Source organism: Actinomadura rupiterrae, assembly GCF_024172125.1.
Taxonomy (GTDB): Bacteria; Actinomycetota; Actinomycetes; order Streptosporangiales; family Streptosporangiaceae; genus Spirillospora; species Spirillospora rupiterrae.
The window spans coordinates 30,498-46,618 of the sequence record NZ_JAMZEA010000018.1; the positions used below are offsets into that span (position 1 = coordinate 30,498).

8 protein-coding genes are annotated in these 16,121 nt (G+C 69.8%); all 8 read right to left on the bottom strand.

Translation table 11 applies throughout. The annotated features are described in order from the left end of the window. Positions 1-436: 436 nt before the first annotated feature. Positions 437-2,176: a hypothetical protein gene (locus tag FHU30_RS42950; RefSeq protein ID WP_253883650.1), complete on the bottom strand. Its 1,740-nt coding sequence runs from the start codon at positions 2,174-2,176 to the stop codon at positions 437-439. 348 nt (positions 2,177-2,524) lie between these two features. Next, positions 2,525-6,403, bottom strand: coding sequence for a DNA-directed RNA polymerase subunit beta' (locus FHU30_RS42955; RefSeq protein WP_253883487.1), 3,879 nt, complete (start codon positions 6,401-6,403; stop codon positions 2,525-2,527). A gap of 20 nt (positions 6,404-6,423) precedes the next feature. Then, positions 6,424-9,900, bottom strand: a complete 3,477-nt coding sequence (rpoB, locus tag FHU30_RS42960) for a DNA-directed RNA polymerase subunit beta (RefSeq protein WP_253883488.1) — start codon at positions 9,898-9,900, stop codon at positions 6,424-6,426. Between the two features lie 438 nt (positions 9,901-10,338). After that, positions 10,339-11,547 (bottom strand): Rv1363c family protein, encoded by a 1,209-nt coding sequence (locus tag FHU30_RS42965; protein WP_253883489.1) that lies wholly within the window; start codon positions 11,545-11,547, stop codon positions 10,339-10,341. Beyond that, positions 11,544-12,074, bottom strand: a complete 531-nt coding sequence (locus FHU30_RS42970) for an Rv1363c family protein (protein ID WP_253883490.1) — start codon at positions 12,072-12,074, stop codon at positions 11,544-11,546. Before FHU30_RS42970 ends, FHU30_RS42965 begins: the two co-directional genes overlap by 4 nt. A 49-nt stretch (positions 12,075-12,123) precedes the next feature. Then, complete coding sequence (locus tag FHU30_RS42975; protein ID WP_253883491.1) at positions 12,124-13,572, bottom strand: MCE family protein; 1,449 nt, start codon at positions 13,570-13,572, stop codon at positions 12,124-12,126. Then, positions 13,569-14,858, bottom strand: a complete 1,290-nt coding sequence (locus FHU30_RS42980) for an MCE family protein (RefSeq protein WP_253883492.1) — start codon at positions 14,856-14,858, stop codon at positions 13,569-13,571. Before FHU30_RS42980 ends, FHU30_RS42975 begins: the two co-directional genes overlap by 4 nt. After that, positions 14,855-16,120, bottom strand: a complete 1,266-nt coding sequence (locus FHU30_RS42985; protein WP_253883493.1) for an MCE family protein — start codon at positions 16,118-16,120, stop codon at positions 14,855-14,857. Before FHU30_RS42985 ends, FHU30_RS42980 begins: the two co-directional genes overlap by 4 nt. Position 16,121: the final 1 nt, after the last annotated feature.

Below are 16,121 nucleotides of genomic sequence, written 5' to 3' on the forward strand. Positions count from 1 at the left end.
CCAAGGATGTCCGGATCCGACACGAGACCGCCCGGCCCACGTGATGGGCCGAAACAAGCCGGGGAGTTTGCCGCGGCGCTGGGCCGCCCTGTCAAATCGCAGGGACCTGCCGGCGCGCACGCAGATTGGCCCGCACACAGCGGGCACAAGTAGAGAGGTTACCGACCGCTACGCGAAAGGTCAAAGCGAACGGTCCACTATCGCGAGCGGGGCCTCCGGCGCAAGCTCGCGACGCCCCTGCGGGCCATGTTCCCGTAGTCAGAACGGACGAACGCCGACGGGTTGTTCCCGTCCTGTGACGGAATTCCCGTCGGCGTTCGTGCCACCGTCCCCGACGACCGGTCCGCGAGTCAAGAGATCCTGGCCCGCTTTTTGCGTGTCGCCGGGGCCCGGCGCCGTCCGTCCGGTCCGGCGCGCCGCCTCTGGTCCCGGTGGGTCAGAGGAAGAACGCGACGATGACGACCACGATCACGACCACGGCGAGGACGCCGCCTCCGACGATGTACCAGAGCTGCTTGTTGCTGCCGCCGCCGCTCTGCGCCGGCGCCTGCTGGTAGCCGGGGTACGGCTCGGCGCCCTGACCGGGCTGACCGTACTGCCCCTGCTGACCGCCGAACTGGCCTTGTCCCTGGGCGCCCTGGCTGTAGGCGCCGGCCTGCTGGCCATACTGGCCCTGCTCTTGGCCGTACTGGCCCTGCTGCCCCTGACCGAATTGGCCCTGGTCCTGGCCGCCGTACTGGCCCTGGCCCTGGTCCTGCTGGCCGTAGGACTGCTGGCCCTGGCCGTACTGGCCCTGGTCCTGGCCGTACTGGCCCTGCTGGCTGCCGTACTGGCCGCCCTGCTGCTGGCCGTACTGGCCGGGCTGCTGGGCTCCGAACGGCGGCTGCTGGCCGTAGCCGCTCTGCTCCTGCTGGGCGGACGCGCCCCACTGGCGGCCGACGTCCATGCGGGTCGCGTCGCCGAGGCCCTCGCCCTGCTGGCCCTGCTGACCCGGCTGGGAGCCGTGCGCGGACGGGTCGAACGCCTGGGTCGGCTTGCCGTCCTCGACCTGCGGGCGGTCACCGCCGAAACCGGACGGGTCGTGCCCGGCGACCGGGGCGCCGAGGTTCTGCTCCGGCGGCGGGACCATCATCGTCCGCTCGTTGTCGCCGCCCTGCCGGCCCGGCTGCGGGCTCGCCCACGGCTCGGGCGCGTCCGGCGTGGCCGGGGCCTGCCACGGCTCGGCGGGACGGCGCTCCGGACCCGACGCCACCGGGACGTCCGGTCCGGGCGACCACGCGACGGTGGCCTGGTCGTCCACCTTCGGGTTCGGGCGCTCGGGCTCGGCCGCCGGGGCCGGGGACGCTGCGGGACCGGGGACGATCAGCGTGCGGTCCTCGCCCTGGACCGGCGCGGCGGGCTCGGCCGCAGGCGCCTTCGGCTCCGCGGGCGGCGCGAACGGCTCGACCGGCGGGTAGGCGCCGCCCTGCGGCGGGGCGTACGGGTCCTGGCCGAACTGCTGCTGCGGCGGCTGCCCGAACTGGCCGGGTTCCTGCGGCTGGCTGTACGGCTGCTGCGGGTAGGCGGGCTCCCCCGCCGGCGGCTGGCCGCCGAATCCCTGCGGCGCGGCCGGAGGCTGGCCGTACGGGTCCTGCGGCTGGTTGCCATATCCCTGCTGGCCGCCGAAGCCCTGGTCGGGCTGCTGACCGTAGCCCTGCTGCTCGTGCTGCGGCTGGCCGTACGGCTGCTGCGCGCCCGGCTGCTCGCCGTAGGGCTGCTGCCCGTACTGCTGCTGCTCGGGGGGCGCGCCGTATCCGCCCTGGTCGGCGGGGGGTGCGCCGAAGCCGGGGGCGGCCTGCGGCTCGTGCGGCGGGACGGGCGGCTGCTGGCCCAGCGCCGGCATCGGCTCGATCATCGTGGGGGGCGCGGCGGGCGGGGTCGGCCGCGCGGGCTCCGCCGGGGGCCCGGCGGGGGCCGCGGGCTCGGCCGGCTTCGGCGCGGCGGGCTGCCCGCCCGCGGCGCCGCCGAGCTGCGGCGCGCCGAACACGACCGTGCGGTCGCCCATCGGACGCGCGGGCGGCTCGGCGCCCTTGCCCTCGTCACTGGAACCGGCCGCCCGGCCCTCCGCGCCCTCGGGCTTCTCGTCGTCCCGGGGCGACGGCCACTGCGGTCCCTGCGCGCCGTCGTTGTCGGTCATCGTCAGGCTCCTTCGGGCGGATATTCCCACGTGAGGGTGGTCCCCACGAAGTGACTCATCGGCTCAAGCCTGCCCCGATCGCCGGGGGAATCGCAAATCACCACCGTCCGGTTCGACGCGCCGGACGGCCCGTCCGTTCCCGACCGGGGTGTCCCGTCCCACCCGAAACGAGCGCGGGACGCACGGCCGATACCGAACGTCCGCTGCGGTTCGCCCGCGACCGCCGGCCTTCGGGCGCGCGATGCCGAACACAGCGTGAACGTGAGGTCGACCACGCTTGCGGGCAAGCAGGTCGTAGACGTGAAAAGGCCCCCGCCGAGGCGGGGGCCCTTCACTGACTGCTACCGCTTAGCGGTTGTACTGACCGAAGTCGTACTCCTCCAGCGGAACCGCCTCGCCCGAGCCCTGCCCGAACGAGTAGTCCGCGCCGTCGTCGTACGAACCGACGGAGTAGACCGCGGCCTTCGCCTCTTCGGTCGGCTCCACCCGGACGTTGCGGTACTGCGGCATGCCGGTACCGGCCGGGATGAGCTTGCCGATGATGACGTTCTCCTTGAGGCCGAGCAGCGGGTCGCTCTTGGCGTGCATGGCCGCCTCGGTGAGCACCCGGGTCGTCTCCTGGAAGGACGCCGCCGACAGCCACGACTCGGTCGCGAGCGAGGCCTTGGTGATGCCCATGAGGACCGGCCGGCCCGCCGCGGGCTTGCCGCCCTCGGCGACCACCGAGCGGTTGGTCTCCTCGAACATCGGCCGCTCGACCAGGTCGCCCGGCAGCAGTTCGGTGTCGCCCGACTCGAGGATGTTCACCCGCTTCAGCATCTGGCGGACGATGATCTCGATGTGCTTGTCGTGGATCGACACACCCTGCGACCGGTACACCTCCTGGACCTCGTGGACCAGGTGGAGCTGGACCGCGCGCGGGCCGAGGATGCGCAGCACCTCGTGCGGGTTCTGCGCGCCGACGATGAGCTGCTGGCCGACCTCGACGTGGGCGCCCTCGAAGACGCCGTCGGTGAGCCGGGCCCGCATCGGGACCTGGTAGGCGATCTCGTCGGTGCCGTCGTCCGGCACCACGATGATCTTCCGGGTCTTCTCGGTCTCGTCGATCTTGATCCGGCCGGCCACCTCGGAGATCGGGGCCACACCCTTGGGGATGCGGGCCTCGAACAGCTCCTGGACACGCGGCAGACCGTGCGTGATGTCGCCACCCGCCACACCACCGGTGTGGAAGGTACGCATGGTCAGCTGGGTGCCGGGCTCACCGATGGACTGCGCGGCGATGATGCCGACGGCCTCGCCGACGTCCACCCGCTTGCCGGTGGCCAGGGAGCGGCCGTAGCACGCGGCGCAGACACCGATCTTCGCCTCGCAGACGAGCGCGGACCGGGTCCGCACCTCCTCCACGCCGACCTCGACCAGGCGGGTGATCACCGTGTCGGACAGGTCGGTGTCGGCCGGGAAGATGACCGTCCCGTCCACCGTCACGTCCTCGGCGATCGTCCGGCCGACCAGGCTGGTCTCGGACTGCACCGGCTTGGTCAGGGTGCCGTCCGCGGCGCGGTCGGCGACCCGGAACGCGATCGTGCGGTCGGTGCCGCAGTCGATCTCGCGGACGATCACGTCCTGCGCGACGTCCACCAGGCGCCGGGTCAGGTAACCCGAGTCGGCGGTCCGCAGCGCGGTGTCGGCCAGGCCCTTGCGGGCGCCGTGCGTCGAGATGAAGTACTCGACGACCGACAGGCCCTCGCGGAAGGACGACTTGATCGGACGCGGGATCGTCTCACCCTTCGGGTTCGACACCAGGCCGCGCATGCCGGCGATCTGCCGCAGCTGGAGCGGGTTGCCTCGGGCGCCCGACTGGATCATCATCCAGATCGGGTTCTCCTTCGGGAACGCCTTCTCCATGTCGGCGGCGACCTCGGCCGTGGCCTTGTTCCAGATCCCGATGAGCTCCTGCTTGCGCTCGTCGTCGGTGATCAGACCGCGGTTGTACTCGCGCTGCACCTTGGCGTCGTCACGCTCGTGCTCGGCCAGGATGGCCGCCTTGTTCGGCGGCGTCACGACGTCCTCGATCGAGATCGTCACACCGGACCGGGTGGCCCAGTGGAAACCGGTGCTCTTGAGGGCGTCCAGCGCGTCGGCCACCTCGACCTTGGGGTAGGTCTCGGCCAGCTCGTTCACGATCGCCGACAGCTGCTTCTTGCCGATCTCGGCGTCCACGAACGGGAAGTCCGCGGGCAGCGTCTCGTTGAACAGCGCGCGGCCGAGGGTGGTCTCCAGCCGGTACGGCTGGCCCGGCTCGTAGCCCTCCGGGGCGACCCACTCGCGCGGCGGCGGGACGTCCTTGAAGCGCAGCTGGATCTTGGCCTGCAGGTCCAGCTCGCGCCGGTCGTAGGCCATGATCGCCTCGGCGATCGAGCCGAACGCCCGGCCCTCGCCGACCGCGCCGTCCTTCTGCGTCGTCAGCCAGTACAGGCCGATGACCATGTCCTGGGTGGGCATGGTGACGGGCTTGCCGTCCGACGGCTTCAGGATGTTGTTGGTGGACAGCATCAGGATCCGCGCCTCGGCCTGCGCCTCGGCGGACAGCGGCAGGTGCACCGCCATCTGGTCGCCGTCGAAGTCGGCGTTGAACGCCGTGCAGACCAGCGGGTGGATCTGGATGGCCTTGCCCTCGACCAGCTGCGGCTCGAACGCCTGGATGCCGAGGCGGTGCAGGGTCGGCGCCCGGTTCAGCAGGACCGGGTGCTCGGTGATGACCTCTTCGAGGACGTCCCACACGACCGACTTGGCGCGCTCGACCATCCGCTTGGCGGACTTGATGTTCTGCGCGTGGTTCAGGTCGACCAGCCGCTTCATGACGAACGGCTTGAACAGCTCCAGCGCCATCTGCTTGGGCAGGCCGCACTGGTGCAGGCGCAGCTGCGGACCGACGACGATGACCGAACGGCCGGAGTAGTCGACGCGCTTGCCCAGCAGGTTCTGGCGGAACCGGCCCTGCTTGCCCTTGAGCATGTCGCTCAGGGACTTCAGCGGGCGGTTGCCCGGACCCGTGACCGGACGGCCGCGCCGGCCGTTGTCGAACAGCGCGTCCACGGCCTCCTGCAGCATTCGCTTCTCGTTGTTCACGATGATCTCGGGCGCACCGAGGTCGAGCAGGCGCTTGAGCCGGTTGTTCCGGTTGATCACGCGGCGGTACAGGTCGTTCAGGTCGGAGGTCGCGAAGCGGCCGCCGTCCAGCTGCACCATCGGACGCAGGTCCGGCGGGATCACCGGGATGCAGTCCAGCACCATGCCGAGCGGGCTGTTGCGGGTGTTCAGGAACGCCGACACGACCTTCAGCCGCTTGAGCGCGCGGGCCTTCTTCTGGCCCTTGCCCGTGCGGATGATCTCGCGCAGCTTCTCCGCCTCGGCGTCGAGGTCGAAGTTCTGGAGCCGGGCCTGGATGGCCGCGGCGCCCATGCCGCCCTCGAAGTACTTGCCGAAGCGGTCCCGCATCTCGCGGTACAGCATCTCGTCGCCCTCAAGGTCCTGGACCTTGAGGTTCTTGAAGCGGTTCCACACCTCGTCGAGCCGGTCCAGCTCGCGCTGGGCGCGGTCGCGCAGCTGCTTCATCTCGCGCTCGGCGCTGTCGCGCACCTTGCGCTTCTGGTCGGCCTTGGCCCCGGCCTCCTCCAGCTCCGCCAGGTCGGCCTCCAGCTTCTGCTGGCGGGCCTCGACCTGCGCGTCGCGGGCCTGCTCGATCTGCTGGCGCTCCACCGAGATGTGCGCCTCCAGCGTGGGCAGGTCGCGGTCGCGCCGCTCCGCGTCCACACTGGTGATCATGTAGGCCGCGAAGTAGATGATCTTCTCGAGATCCTTCGGGGCCAGGTCCAGCAGGTAGCCCAGCCGGGACGGCACGCCCTTGAAGTACCAGATGTGCGTGACCGGAGCGGCCAGCTCGATGTGGCCCATCCGCTCGCGCCGCACCTTGGCGCGGGTCACCTCGACGCCGCAGCGCTCACAGATGATGCCCTTGAACCGGACGCGCTTGTACTTGCCGCAGTAGCACTCCCAGTCCCGGGTCGGACCGAAGATCTTCTCGCAGAAGAGCCCGTCCTTCTCCGGCTTAAGGGTCCGGTAGTTGATGGTCTCCGGCTTCTTCACCTCGCCGTGCGACCACTGGCGGATGTCGTCGGCGGTCGCGAGGCCGATGCGAAGCTCGTCGAAGAAGTTGACGTCAAGCAACTTTGTTCCCCTTGAGTTGATCAGACCTCGTCGACGCTCATCGCGCCCTCATTGGGGCGGCGGGAGAGGTCGATGCCGAGCTCCTCCGCTGCGCGGAAGACGTCCTCGTCCGTGTCCCGCATCTCGATGGACATGCCGTCGCTGGACAGCACCTCGACGTTGAGGCACAGCGACTGCATCTCCTTGATGAGGACCTTGAAGGACTCGGGGATGCCGGGCTCGGGGATGTTCTCGCCCTTGACGATGGCCTCGTACACCTTCACGCGGCCGAGGACGTCGTCGGACTTGATGGTGAGCAGCTCCTGCAGGGCGTAGGCGGCGCCGTACGCCTCCAGGGCCCACACCTCCATCTCGCCGAACCGCTGGCCGCCGAACTGCGCCTTGCCGCCCAGCGGCTGCTGGGTGATCATCGAGTACGGCCCGGTGGAGCGCGCGTGGATCTTGTCGTCCACCAGGTGCAGCAGCTTGAGGATGTAGGTGTAGCCGACCGCGATCGGGTCCCGGTAGGGCTCGCCGGTGCGGCCGTCGAACAGCTTCGCCTTGCCGCCCGGGCCGACCATGCGGTTGCCGTCCCGGTTGGGCAGGGTGGAGCTGATCAGGCCGGTGACGTCGTCCTCGCGGGCGCCGTCGAACACCGGGGTGGCGGCGCGGGTCCAGGGCTCGGCCTGGTCGGCGCCGATCTCCTTGAGCTCGCGCTTCCACTCGGCGTCGTCGCCCTCGACCTTCCAGCCCTGGCTGGCGACCCAGCCGAGGTGGGACTCCAGGACCTGGCCGACGTTCATCCGGCCGGGGACGCCCAGCGGGTTCAGCACGATGTCGACGGGCGTGCCGTCCTCCAGGAACGGCATGTCCTCGACGGGCAGCACCTTGGAGATGACGCCCTTGTTGCCGTGCCGGCCGGCCAGCTTGTCACCGTCGGTGATCTTGCGCTTCTGCGCCACGTACACCCGGACCAGCTCGTTCACGCCGGGCGGGAGCTCGTCGCCCTCGTCCCGGGAGAACACCCGGACGCCGATGACCTTGCCCTGCTCGCCGTGCGGCACCTTCAGCGAGGTGTCGCGGACCTCGCGCGCCTTCTCACCGAAGATCGCGCGGAGCAGCCGCTCCTCGGGGGTCAGCTCGGTCTCGCCCTTCGGCGTGACCTTGCCGACCAGGATGTCGCCGGGCACGACGTCCGCGCCGATGCGGATGATGCCGCGCTCGTCCAGGTCCGCCAGGACCTCCTCGGAGACGTTCGGGATGTCCCGGGTGATCTCCTCGGGGCCGAGCTTGGTGTCGCGGGCGTCGACCTCGTGCTCCTCGATGTGGATCGAGGACAGGACATCGTCCTGCACGAGGCGCTGCGACAGGATGATCGCGTCCTCGTAGTTGTGGCCCTCCCACGGCATGTACGCCACGAGCAGGTTCTTGCCGAGCGCCATCTCGCCGGTGTCGGTGCAGGGGCCGTCGGCGACGACCTGGTTCACCTCGACCCGCTGGCCCTCCTGGACGATCGGCTTCTGGTTGAAGCAGGTGCCCTGGTTGGACCGCTTGAACTTGGCGACGCGGTAGGTGGTGCGGGTGCCGTCGTCGTTCATGACGGTCACGTAGTCGGCGGAGACCTCCTCGACCACGCCGGCCTTCTCGGCGACGATGACGTCACCGGCGTCGACCGCGGCCCGGTACTCCATGCCGGTGCCGACCAGCGGCGCCTCGCTGCGCAGCAGCGGCACCGACTGGCGCTGCATGTTGGAGCCCATCAGCGCGCGGTTGGCGTCGTCGTGCTCCAGGAACGGGATCATCGCGGTGGCGACCGAGGTCATCTGCCGCGCCGACACGTCCATGTACTGCACGTCCTGCGGCGGGATCAGCTCGATCTCGCCGCCCTTCTTGCGGACCAGGACCTGGTTCTCGGTGAACCGGCCCTCGTCGTCGAGCAGCGAGTTCGCCTGGGCGACGACGAAGCGGTCCTCCTCGTCGGCGGTCAGGTAGTCGATCTGGTCGGTCACCTGGCCGTCGACGACCTTGCGGTACGGGGTCTCGACGAACCCGAACGGGTTCACCCGGCCGTACGCGGCGAGCGAGCCGATCAGGCCGATGTTCGGGCCTTCCGGCGTCTCGATCGGGCAGGCGCGGCCGTAGTGCGACGGGTGGACGTCGCGGACCTCCATGCCCGCGCGCTCACGGGACAGACCGCCCGGACCCAGCGCGTTCAGGCGGCGCTTGTGGGTCAGGCCCGCGAGCGGGTTGGTCTGGTCCATGAACTGCGACAGCTGGCTGGTGCCGAAGAACTCCTTGATGGAGGCGACGACCGGCCGGATGTTGATCAGGGTCTGCGGCGTGATCGCCTCGACGTCCTGGGTGGTCATCCGCTCGCGGACGACCCGCTCCATCCGGGCCAGGCCCAGCCGGACCTGGTTCTGGATCAGCTCGCCGACGGTGCGCAGGCGGCGGTTGCCGAAGTGGTCGATGTCGTCGACCTCGATCGGCACGGGGGCGCCGCCGAGCGACGCCTCCTCCTCACCGGCGTGCAGCCGGACGAGGTACTCGATCGTCCCGACGATGTCGTCCTCGGTCAGCGTGCCCTGGTTGGTCTCCAGCTCCAGCCCGAGCTTCTTGTTGACCTTGTAGCGGCCCACCTTGGCCAGGTCGTAGCGCTTCGGGTTGAAGTACAGGTTCTCCAGCAGGGTCTGCGCCGACTCCTTGGTCGGCGGCTCGCCCGGACGCAGCTTGCGGTAGATGTCCAGCAGCGCGTCGTCCTGGCCGGAGGTGTGGTCCTTCTCCAGGGTGATGTTGATCGACTCGTAGGAGCCGAAGCGCTCGCGGATGCGCGCCTCGTCCCAGCCCAGGGCCTTCAGCAGGACCGTGACCGGCTGCTTGCGCTTGCGGTCGATGCGCACACCGACGTTGTCGCGCTTGTCGATCTCGAACTCCAGCCAGGCACCCCGGCTGGGGATCACCCGGCAGCCGTAGATGTCCTTGTCGCTGGCCTTGTCGAGCGCGCGGTCGAAGTAGACGCCGGGCGAACGCACGAGCTGGGACACCACGACCCGCTCGGTGCCGTTGATGATGAAGGTGCCCTTGGAGGTCATGAGCGGGAAGTCGCCCATGAACACCGTCTGGCTCTTGATCTCACCGGTGGTGTTGTTGATGAACTCCGCCGTGACGAACATGGGGGCGGAGAAGGTCATGTCCTTGTCCTTGCACTCCTCGGCGGAGTACTTGGGCGGCTCGAACCGGTGGTCGCGGAACGAGAGGGACATGGTCCCGGAGAAGTCCTCGATGGGACTGATCTCTTCAAAGATCTCTTCGAGGCCCGACTGGGTCGGGACGCTCTTACTTCCGGCCTTCTGGGCCGCCTCGACCCGGGCCTTCCACCTCTCGTTGCCCAGCAACCAGTCAAAGGAGTTGGTCTGAAGGGCAAGGAGGTCCGGGACTTCGAGCGGCTCCTTGATGCGCGCGAAGGAGACGCGGTTCGGACCGGTTGCGGTATTCGAGGCGTTGCGCGAGGCTGCCAAGAGTGGTCCTTCCGAGGGCTCGCGGCGTAACTGACGACACGCACGCCAGACGATCCAGATGCGAGACCGGCACGATAAGGTCCAAAACGGACCATGGCAGGAGTGCTCTCGCACGTGGATAGTCAGAGGGCAGCGCAAAGGGGCAGTGTAGTCGACAACCACACCGCTCGCAACTCCAGCGCCGCAGTATGCATCACAGTCGCCTGCGAGCATCGCTCCTCACGGCCTCCTAGTCAAGAGCGCACTTGGACTTTTCGGGCTCTGACCTGCAGTGAGGAAGGCCATAGTTTAGAACCCCCGCCGGGCCCTCCGGCGACCGCGCCGCGACGGCGTGCCGAAACGCCGCGAGCGACCACCCCGGAGAGGGTGGTCGCTCGTTCCGCGCCCGGGTCCGGGCGGGCCGGTTACGGCCCGTCCGGAGGCCGGATTAAGGGTGGGCTAGAGCATCTGGAGGTCCGAGACCATCCACTGCCCCTTGACCTTCTTCATCACCATGCGCAGCGTGTACTGGTTCGGCGTGCGGGACGCGCTGGCCTGCTTCGCGGTCGTCTGGTCGAGGTAGACCAGGGCGATCGCCTTGTCGCCGTCCACGTTCTCCACGGCCGTCTTCACGGCCTGCCCCTCGACCACCGCCTGCTGCTGCTGGGCACTGGTCTTGACCTGCGAGATCTGCTGGTCGAACTGGGTCTTGAAGTTGCCGGTGGTGTGGCCGGCGGCGCGCTTCAGGTCCGAGTCGATCGTCCGGTAGTCGTAGGACGAGATGTCCTCCGCCGCCCGCGTCGCCGCGAACTGAACCGCCTTGGTCTCCTTGTCGCTGCCGCCCGACTGGCCGGACTTCGCGATCAGCAGCCAGCTCAGCCCGCCCACGAGCAGGATGTTCACCGCGATGAGCAGCCAGACGGCCATGGAGACCGTGCTCAGGAAGATCAAGGCTCCCGCTCCGGGACCGCGCTCCCTCCGGGGAGCCGCGTCCACCGCAGTGCCGTCCTCAACGGTGACGATCTTCGCCTGGCGCCCGCGCCTCCGCTTCTTGCGACCGGCGGCCTCGTCGCCTTCGTCGCCCGAACCATCCTCTCCGGACGGCGTTTCGGACTCCTCGGAATCACCGCCGACATCGGCGCCAGCGTCCGCAGTGTCGACATCGTCCTCGGCGACCTCAGCCACGTCGGCGTCCGTCTCAGCCGCCTTGGCGAGCTTCACATCGCCCGCCTCGTCGTCCGCGTCGGGCGTGTCGCCGTCATCGGAGGTCGCGTCGGCGTCATCGGACGTGGCGTCGGCCTTCGTGTCGGACGCAGCGTCGGCCTTGGTGACGGCCTTCGCGTTCTTGCCCTGCTTCGCGGGCTTGGCGAGCTCCGCGTCAGCGTCCGTTTCGTCCGCTGCGTCCGTGTCGACAGGGGTGCCGGTGTCGGCGTCCTCGGCGGACGGCTTGGCGGACGCGGATTTCCCGCCTGTACGGGCCTCAGCGGGCTTCTCCGGCGTTTCGGGGGCATCCCCGGCGTTTGAAGTCTCCGACGACCCGGCGGCCTCGCGTTCGGCCTCCTCGGCCTCCCGGGCGGCCTCCTCGGCCATCCGGCGCGTGATCTCCGCCTTGAGCTTGGCCTCCTGGGCCCGGCGGGCCCGCTCCTCGGCGTTGATGTCGGTCGTCACGGGACCATCCCCATCTTCGACACGAGCCACTTGCCCTTGACCTTGGACATGTCCATCGCGAACCGGTAGTAGCGCGGCTCACCGTTCGGCACCTTCGGGCTGGTGGTCGTCGCGGTGATCGAGACGAGCACCTCGGCCGAGTTCCCGTCCATCGACACGATGCCCGCGCGGACCTGCTGGACCGACGAGGCGGACTGGGACTTGGTGGCGATGTCGGCGATCTGCTTGGCCTGGGTGGCCCACTGGTTCTTGATGTCGCCGGTCATCCCGGAGGTGACCCGCTCGATGCCCTGCTGGACGGTCTTGTAGTCGATGCTGGCGAGGTTCACGCCGGTCTGCCGGGCCGACTGGAGGACCGACTTGCGGTCGTCGGCGTGGTCCCTCGCGGAGTACCACTGGATGCCGGCGACCACCGTCGCCACCGCGAGGGCGGCGGCCACGATGCCCAGGACGATGGCGGCGATCGAAACACCGACCCCGGCCCGCCGCGTTGCGGCATCGACCGCGTCGGTCGCGCCGTATTTCATAGCGTCTCCTAACGCGTTGAGGGGTTCGCTCCGGGCCCGGGCTGTGTGGTCATTTCCCGCCCATCAGGGGGCCGAGCAGGAGCATCTTCCAGGAGGCGTCCCCGAGGAGGCGCTGCTGTCCGCCGGTGTTGCCGAGGCCGTAACGGCGTCCGTCCGGTCCGTAGACCACACCGGTCGATGGATCGTACCCGGCGAGTTCGACCGTCCCGGTCGTCGGAACGTTGATGCCGGTCAGCTGCCCCATCGGGCTCGGCGCGGAGCCGGAGCCCGCGGCGGCCTTCCGGTCCTTCGTGCCCGGCTTTCCGGCCGCGTCGGACGTCTTGCCGGGCGGGAAGCCGCCGCCGTCGGTCGCGCCCGGCGGCACGGACGGGACGGGCTCCAGCGCCGAGGTCGGGAAGTTGCGGGCGCCGCGGACGTCCGAGGGCGAGTTGTGCGGCGCCTTGCAGCCGGTGTTCAGGTCGGGCATCCGGTCGCGGGTGTCCTGGGGCCAGCGGTGCGGGGTCTTCTCGTACCCCTTGGTGCACGGCGGCGGCGAGTCGATGTTGAGGGCGAGGCCGAGGTGCTGGGTGCCGTCGCCCGGCATGACGGTGAACACGCCGGCCAGCGTGACCGGGTAGAGGATCATCAGGGACCGCAGCCCGGCCCGCCGGGCGGCGATGATCTGCCCGGTGGTGGTCAGGTTGGCCAGCAGCACCGGCAGGGTGGGGGCCAGGTCCTTGATCGTGCCGTCGGCCTGGGTGATCGCGCCGGGGGCGGCGGCGATGTCGTCCCGGATCGCGCCGTCGTTGTCCCGGAGCGTGGCGCTCAGGTCCTTCAGGTTGGCGGCGAAGCCCCGGATGTTGGCGCCCTCGGCGGCCTGGGTGTCGAGGACGACCCGGCTGTTGTCGAGCAGCGCCTTGGTGTCCGGGTAGGACTTGTTGGCCGTCTTCAGGATCCGGTCGGTGTCGTCCAGGATCTTCTGCAGGTCGGTGGACGTGCCGGAGAACGCCTTGTCCAGCTCGTTCACGATCGTGCCGAGGTTCTTCGGGTCGACGGACCCGACGAGCTGGTCGACGTTGCGCAGCAGCTCGGCGGTGGACACCGGGATCTTGGTCAGCTGGCGCGGGATCGTGTACGGCTTGCCCTGGTCGAGGTAGGGCCCGCCGTCGCGGCTCGGCTCCAGGTCGATGTACTGCTCGCCGACCGCGGACCGGTTCGCGACGATGGCGGACGTGCCCTCGCGCGGGATCCGGTGGTTCTTGTCGAGCAGCAGCTTGACCTTGATGCCGTCCTGGGTGAGCTGGATGGGCCCGACCCGTCCGACCGGGACGCCCCGGTAGGTGACCTCGGCGTTGGTGAACACGCCGCCGGAGTCGCTGAGGTCGACATAGGCGATGTACTGCTGGCCGAGCGCCTTCTTGCCGAACCCGACGTAGTTCACCGAGACGACGGTGATGCCGATGATCGTGATCAGCAGGAACGCGATCAGCTGGATCTTGACGCCGCGCTTGAGGATCACGAGAGCCCCCCGGTCATCAGGCTGTGCAGGTCACTGGGCCCCTGGAGCGCCTTCGGCTTGGGCTGCCCGCCCTTGCCGCCCTGGCCCCCCTGGCCGCCCTGCCCGCCGGTAGTGCCGTTGCTGCCGCCGAGCCCCGGCAGGCCGCCGCTGGACGGCATCTGCGGCAGGATGCCGAGCGGCGTCCGCGGCAGCGTGACGTTCGGGACCTTGAGCATGGACCGCATCTGCTGGCCGCCCGCCAGGCCCTCCAGGTCGGTGCCGCCCAGCAGGTTGTGGGCGATGCTCTGGAAGTCCAGGTCGAGCGTCAGCCGGACGTTGCCGTAGTCGCCCTTGATGACGTTGCCGAACGTCGGTGCGAACGGGTAGCTCAGCAGGGTCTCCAGGTTGCGCGGCAGGGTGTTGCCGGCCTTGTTCAGGTTGCGCAGCAGCGGGTCGAGCGCCTTGAGGTTGGCGAGCAGGTCGTCCCGGGACTGGTTCACCACGCTGGTCGTCGTGCGGCTGAGCTTGTCCAGCGACACCAGCATCTCGGTGAGGTCGGCGCGGTTGTCCTTGAGGATCTCGATCGCCGGGCCGGTGGTGTCGATGGTCGCCTTGATCGTCTTGCGCTCGGCGGCCAGCTTGGTGGTGAGCCGGTCCAGCGAGTCCAGCGCCTTGGTGATCGCCGGACGGTTCCGGTCGAGCGTCCCGACGAACACGTTGATCCGCTGGAGCACCGAGCGGATCGTGGACTCGCGGCCGCTCATCGCCGCGTTCAGCTCCCGGGTGATCGTGGTGACCTGCTCCAGCCCGCCGCCGTTGAGCAGCAGCGACATGGCCGAGAGCACCTCCTCGATCTCGGTGGACCGGGTGGTGCGCGACAGCGGGATCACCGCGCCGCTGGCCAGCTGCCCGCGCGCGGGCTCGCCGACCGGCGGCTCGTCCAGCTCGACGAACTTCTCGCCGAGCAGGGACGTCTGGCCGATCCGGGCGTAGGAGTTCTCGGGCAGCCTCACGTCCGAGCGGACCTTCAGCGTGACCAGGGCGTGCCAGCCCTCCTGCCCGCCGCCGAGCTGGATCTTGTCGACCTTGCCGACCGACACGTCGTTGACCTTGACCACCGACTGCGGGACCAGGTCGAGCACGTTGCCGAACTCGACCTTCACCGTGCGCGGGTGCGGGCCGAGGTCGGGCCCGCCGGGCAGCGGGATCGAGTCGACGCCGCGGAACGAGCAGCCCGACAGCGCCGCCGCGGCCGCGAGCGCCGCCGCGCCCAGCCGGACGGGCGTCCGGAACGACCGGCGGGTCATCGGGTACCTCCCGGCAGCAGGGCGGTGAAGTCGCGCTTCTTGGTGGACGGCTTGGTGGACGGCTGCCCGGTCTTGCCGGACGCGCCCTTGCTCTTGGTGCCCGGCCGCTCCTCGCCGGGGCCGTAGGCGTCCGGCGGGATCGGGACCGGGTCGTAGTGCGTGGTCAGCGCCGTGATCCAGGACAGGTCGAGGCTGAGGCCGGTGAGGGCCTTGCCGATGCCGTTGTAGGGCCGGACGAAGTCCAGGCACTGCTTGGGCGGCGTGCCGACCGAGTAGGCCAGCGAGCACACCCAGTCGGCCAGGTCGTGGAACTGGCGCAGGTCGGCCCGGTTGTGGATGGTGCCGCTGATCGGGTCGTAGGCGCGGGCCAGGTTGTTGATGGCCAGCGGCGCGACCGCGAGCAGCTCGGCGAAGGAGTCCTTCTCCTTGACCAGCGTGCCGGTGACCTGGGCGAGCTGGCGCACGTTGGTGGACAGCCCGTCCCGGTTCTGCCTGACGAACTGCTGGACGTTCCGCAGCGTCGGGCCGAGCGTGCGCAGCGCGGCGGTGAGGTCGTCCTTCTCCCCCGCGAGCTGGCCGGAGACCGAGTTCAGGTGGCCGGTCAGGGACCGCACCTGGTCGTCGTTCTCGCGCAGCGTGTCGGTGATCACGCGGAGGTTGCTGATCGTCTTGGCCACGTCCTCGCGGTCCTGGCTGAGCGTGCTCAGCGCCTTGGACGAGTCGTGGATGGTGGAGTTGAAGTCGTCGCCGGTGCCCTGGAGGGTGTCGGCGCCGGTCTGCAGCAGCCGGGACAGCGCGCCGTCCTTGTTCGCGCCCTGCGGCCCGAGCGCCTTGCTGAGGTCGCTCAGGCTGGAGCCGACCTCGTCCACCTCGACCGGCACCTGGGTGCGGGCCGTGGTCAGGGTCGCCTTGTCGGCCAGCGTCGCGCCGCCCTTGTAGACGGGGGTGAACTGGACGTACCGGTCGGCGACGAGCGTCTGGTTCACGATGACCGCGTAGGCGTCGCTCGGCACCTTGTACTTGGCGTCGTAGGTCATCTCGACCTTCACCGACGGCCCGACCGGCTGGACCTTGGTCACCTTGCCGACGGGGATGCCGAGGATCCGCACGTCGGCGCCCTTGTAGAGGCCGACGCTGCGGGTGAAGTACGCCGTCACGTGCTTCTGCTTCGGCTCGCGCAGCAGCAGCACGACCGCGGCCGCCACGACGGCGAGGGCGAGCAGCGCCCCGCCGATGCGGAGGATCAGTCCTGAGTTACGCACG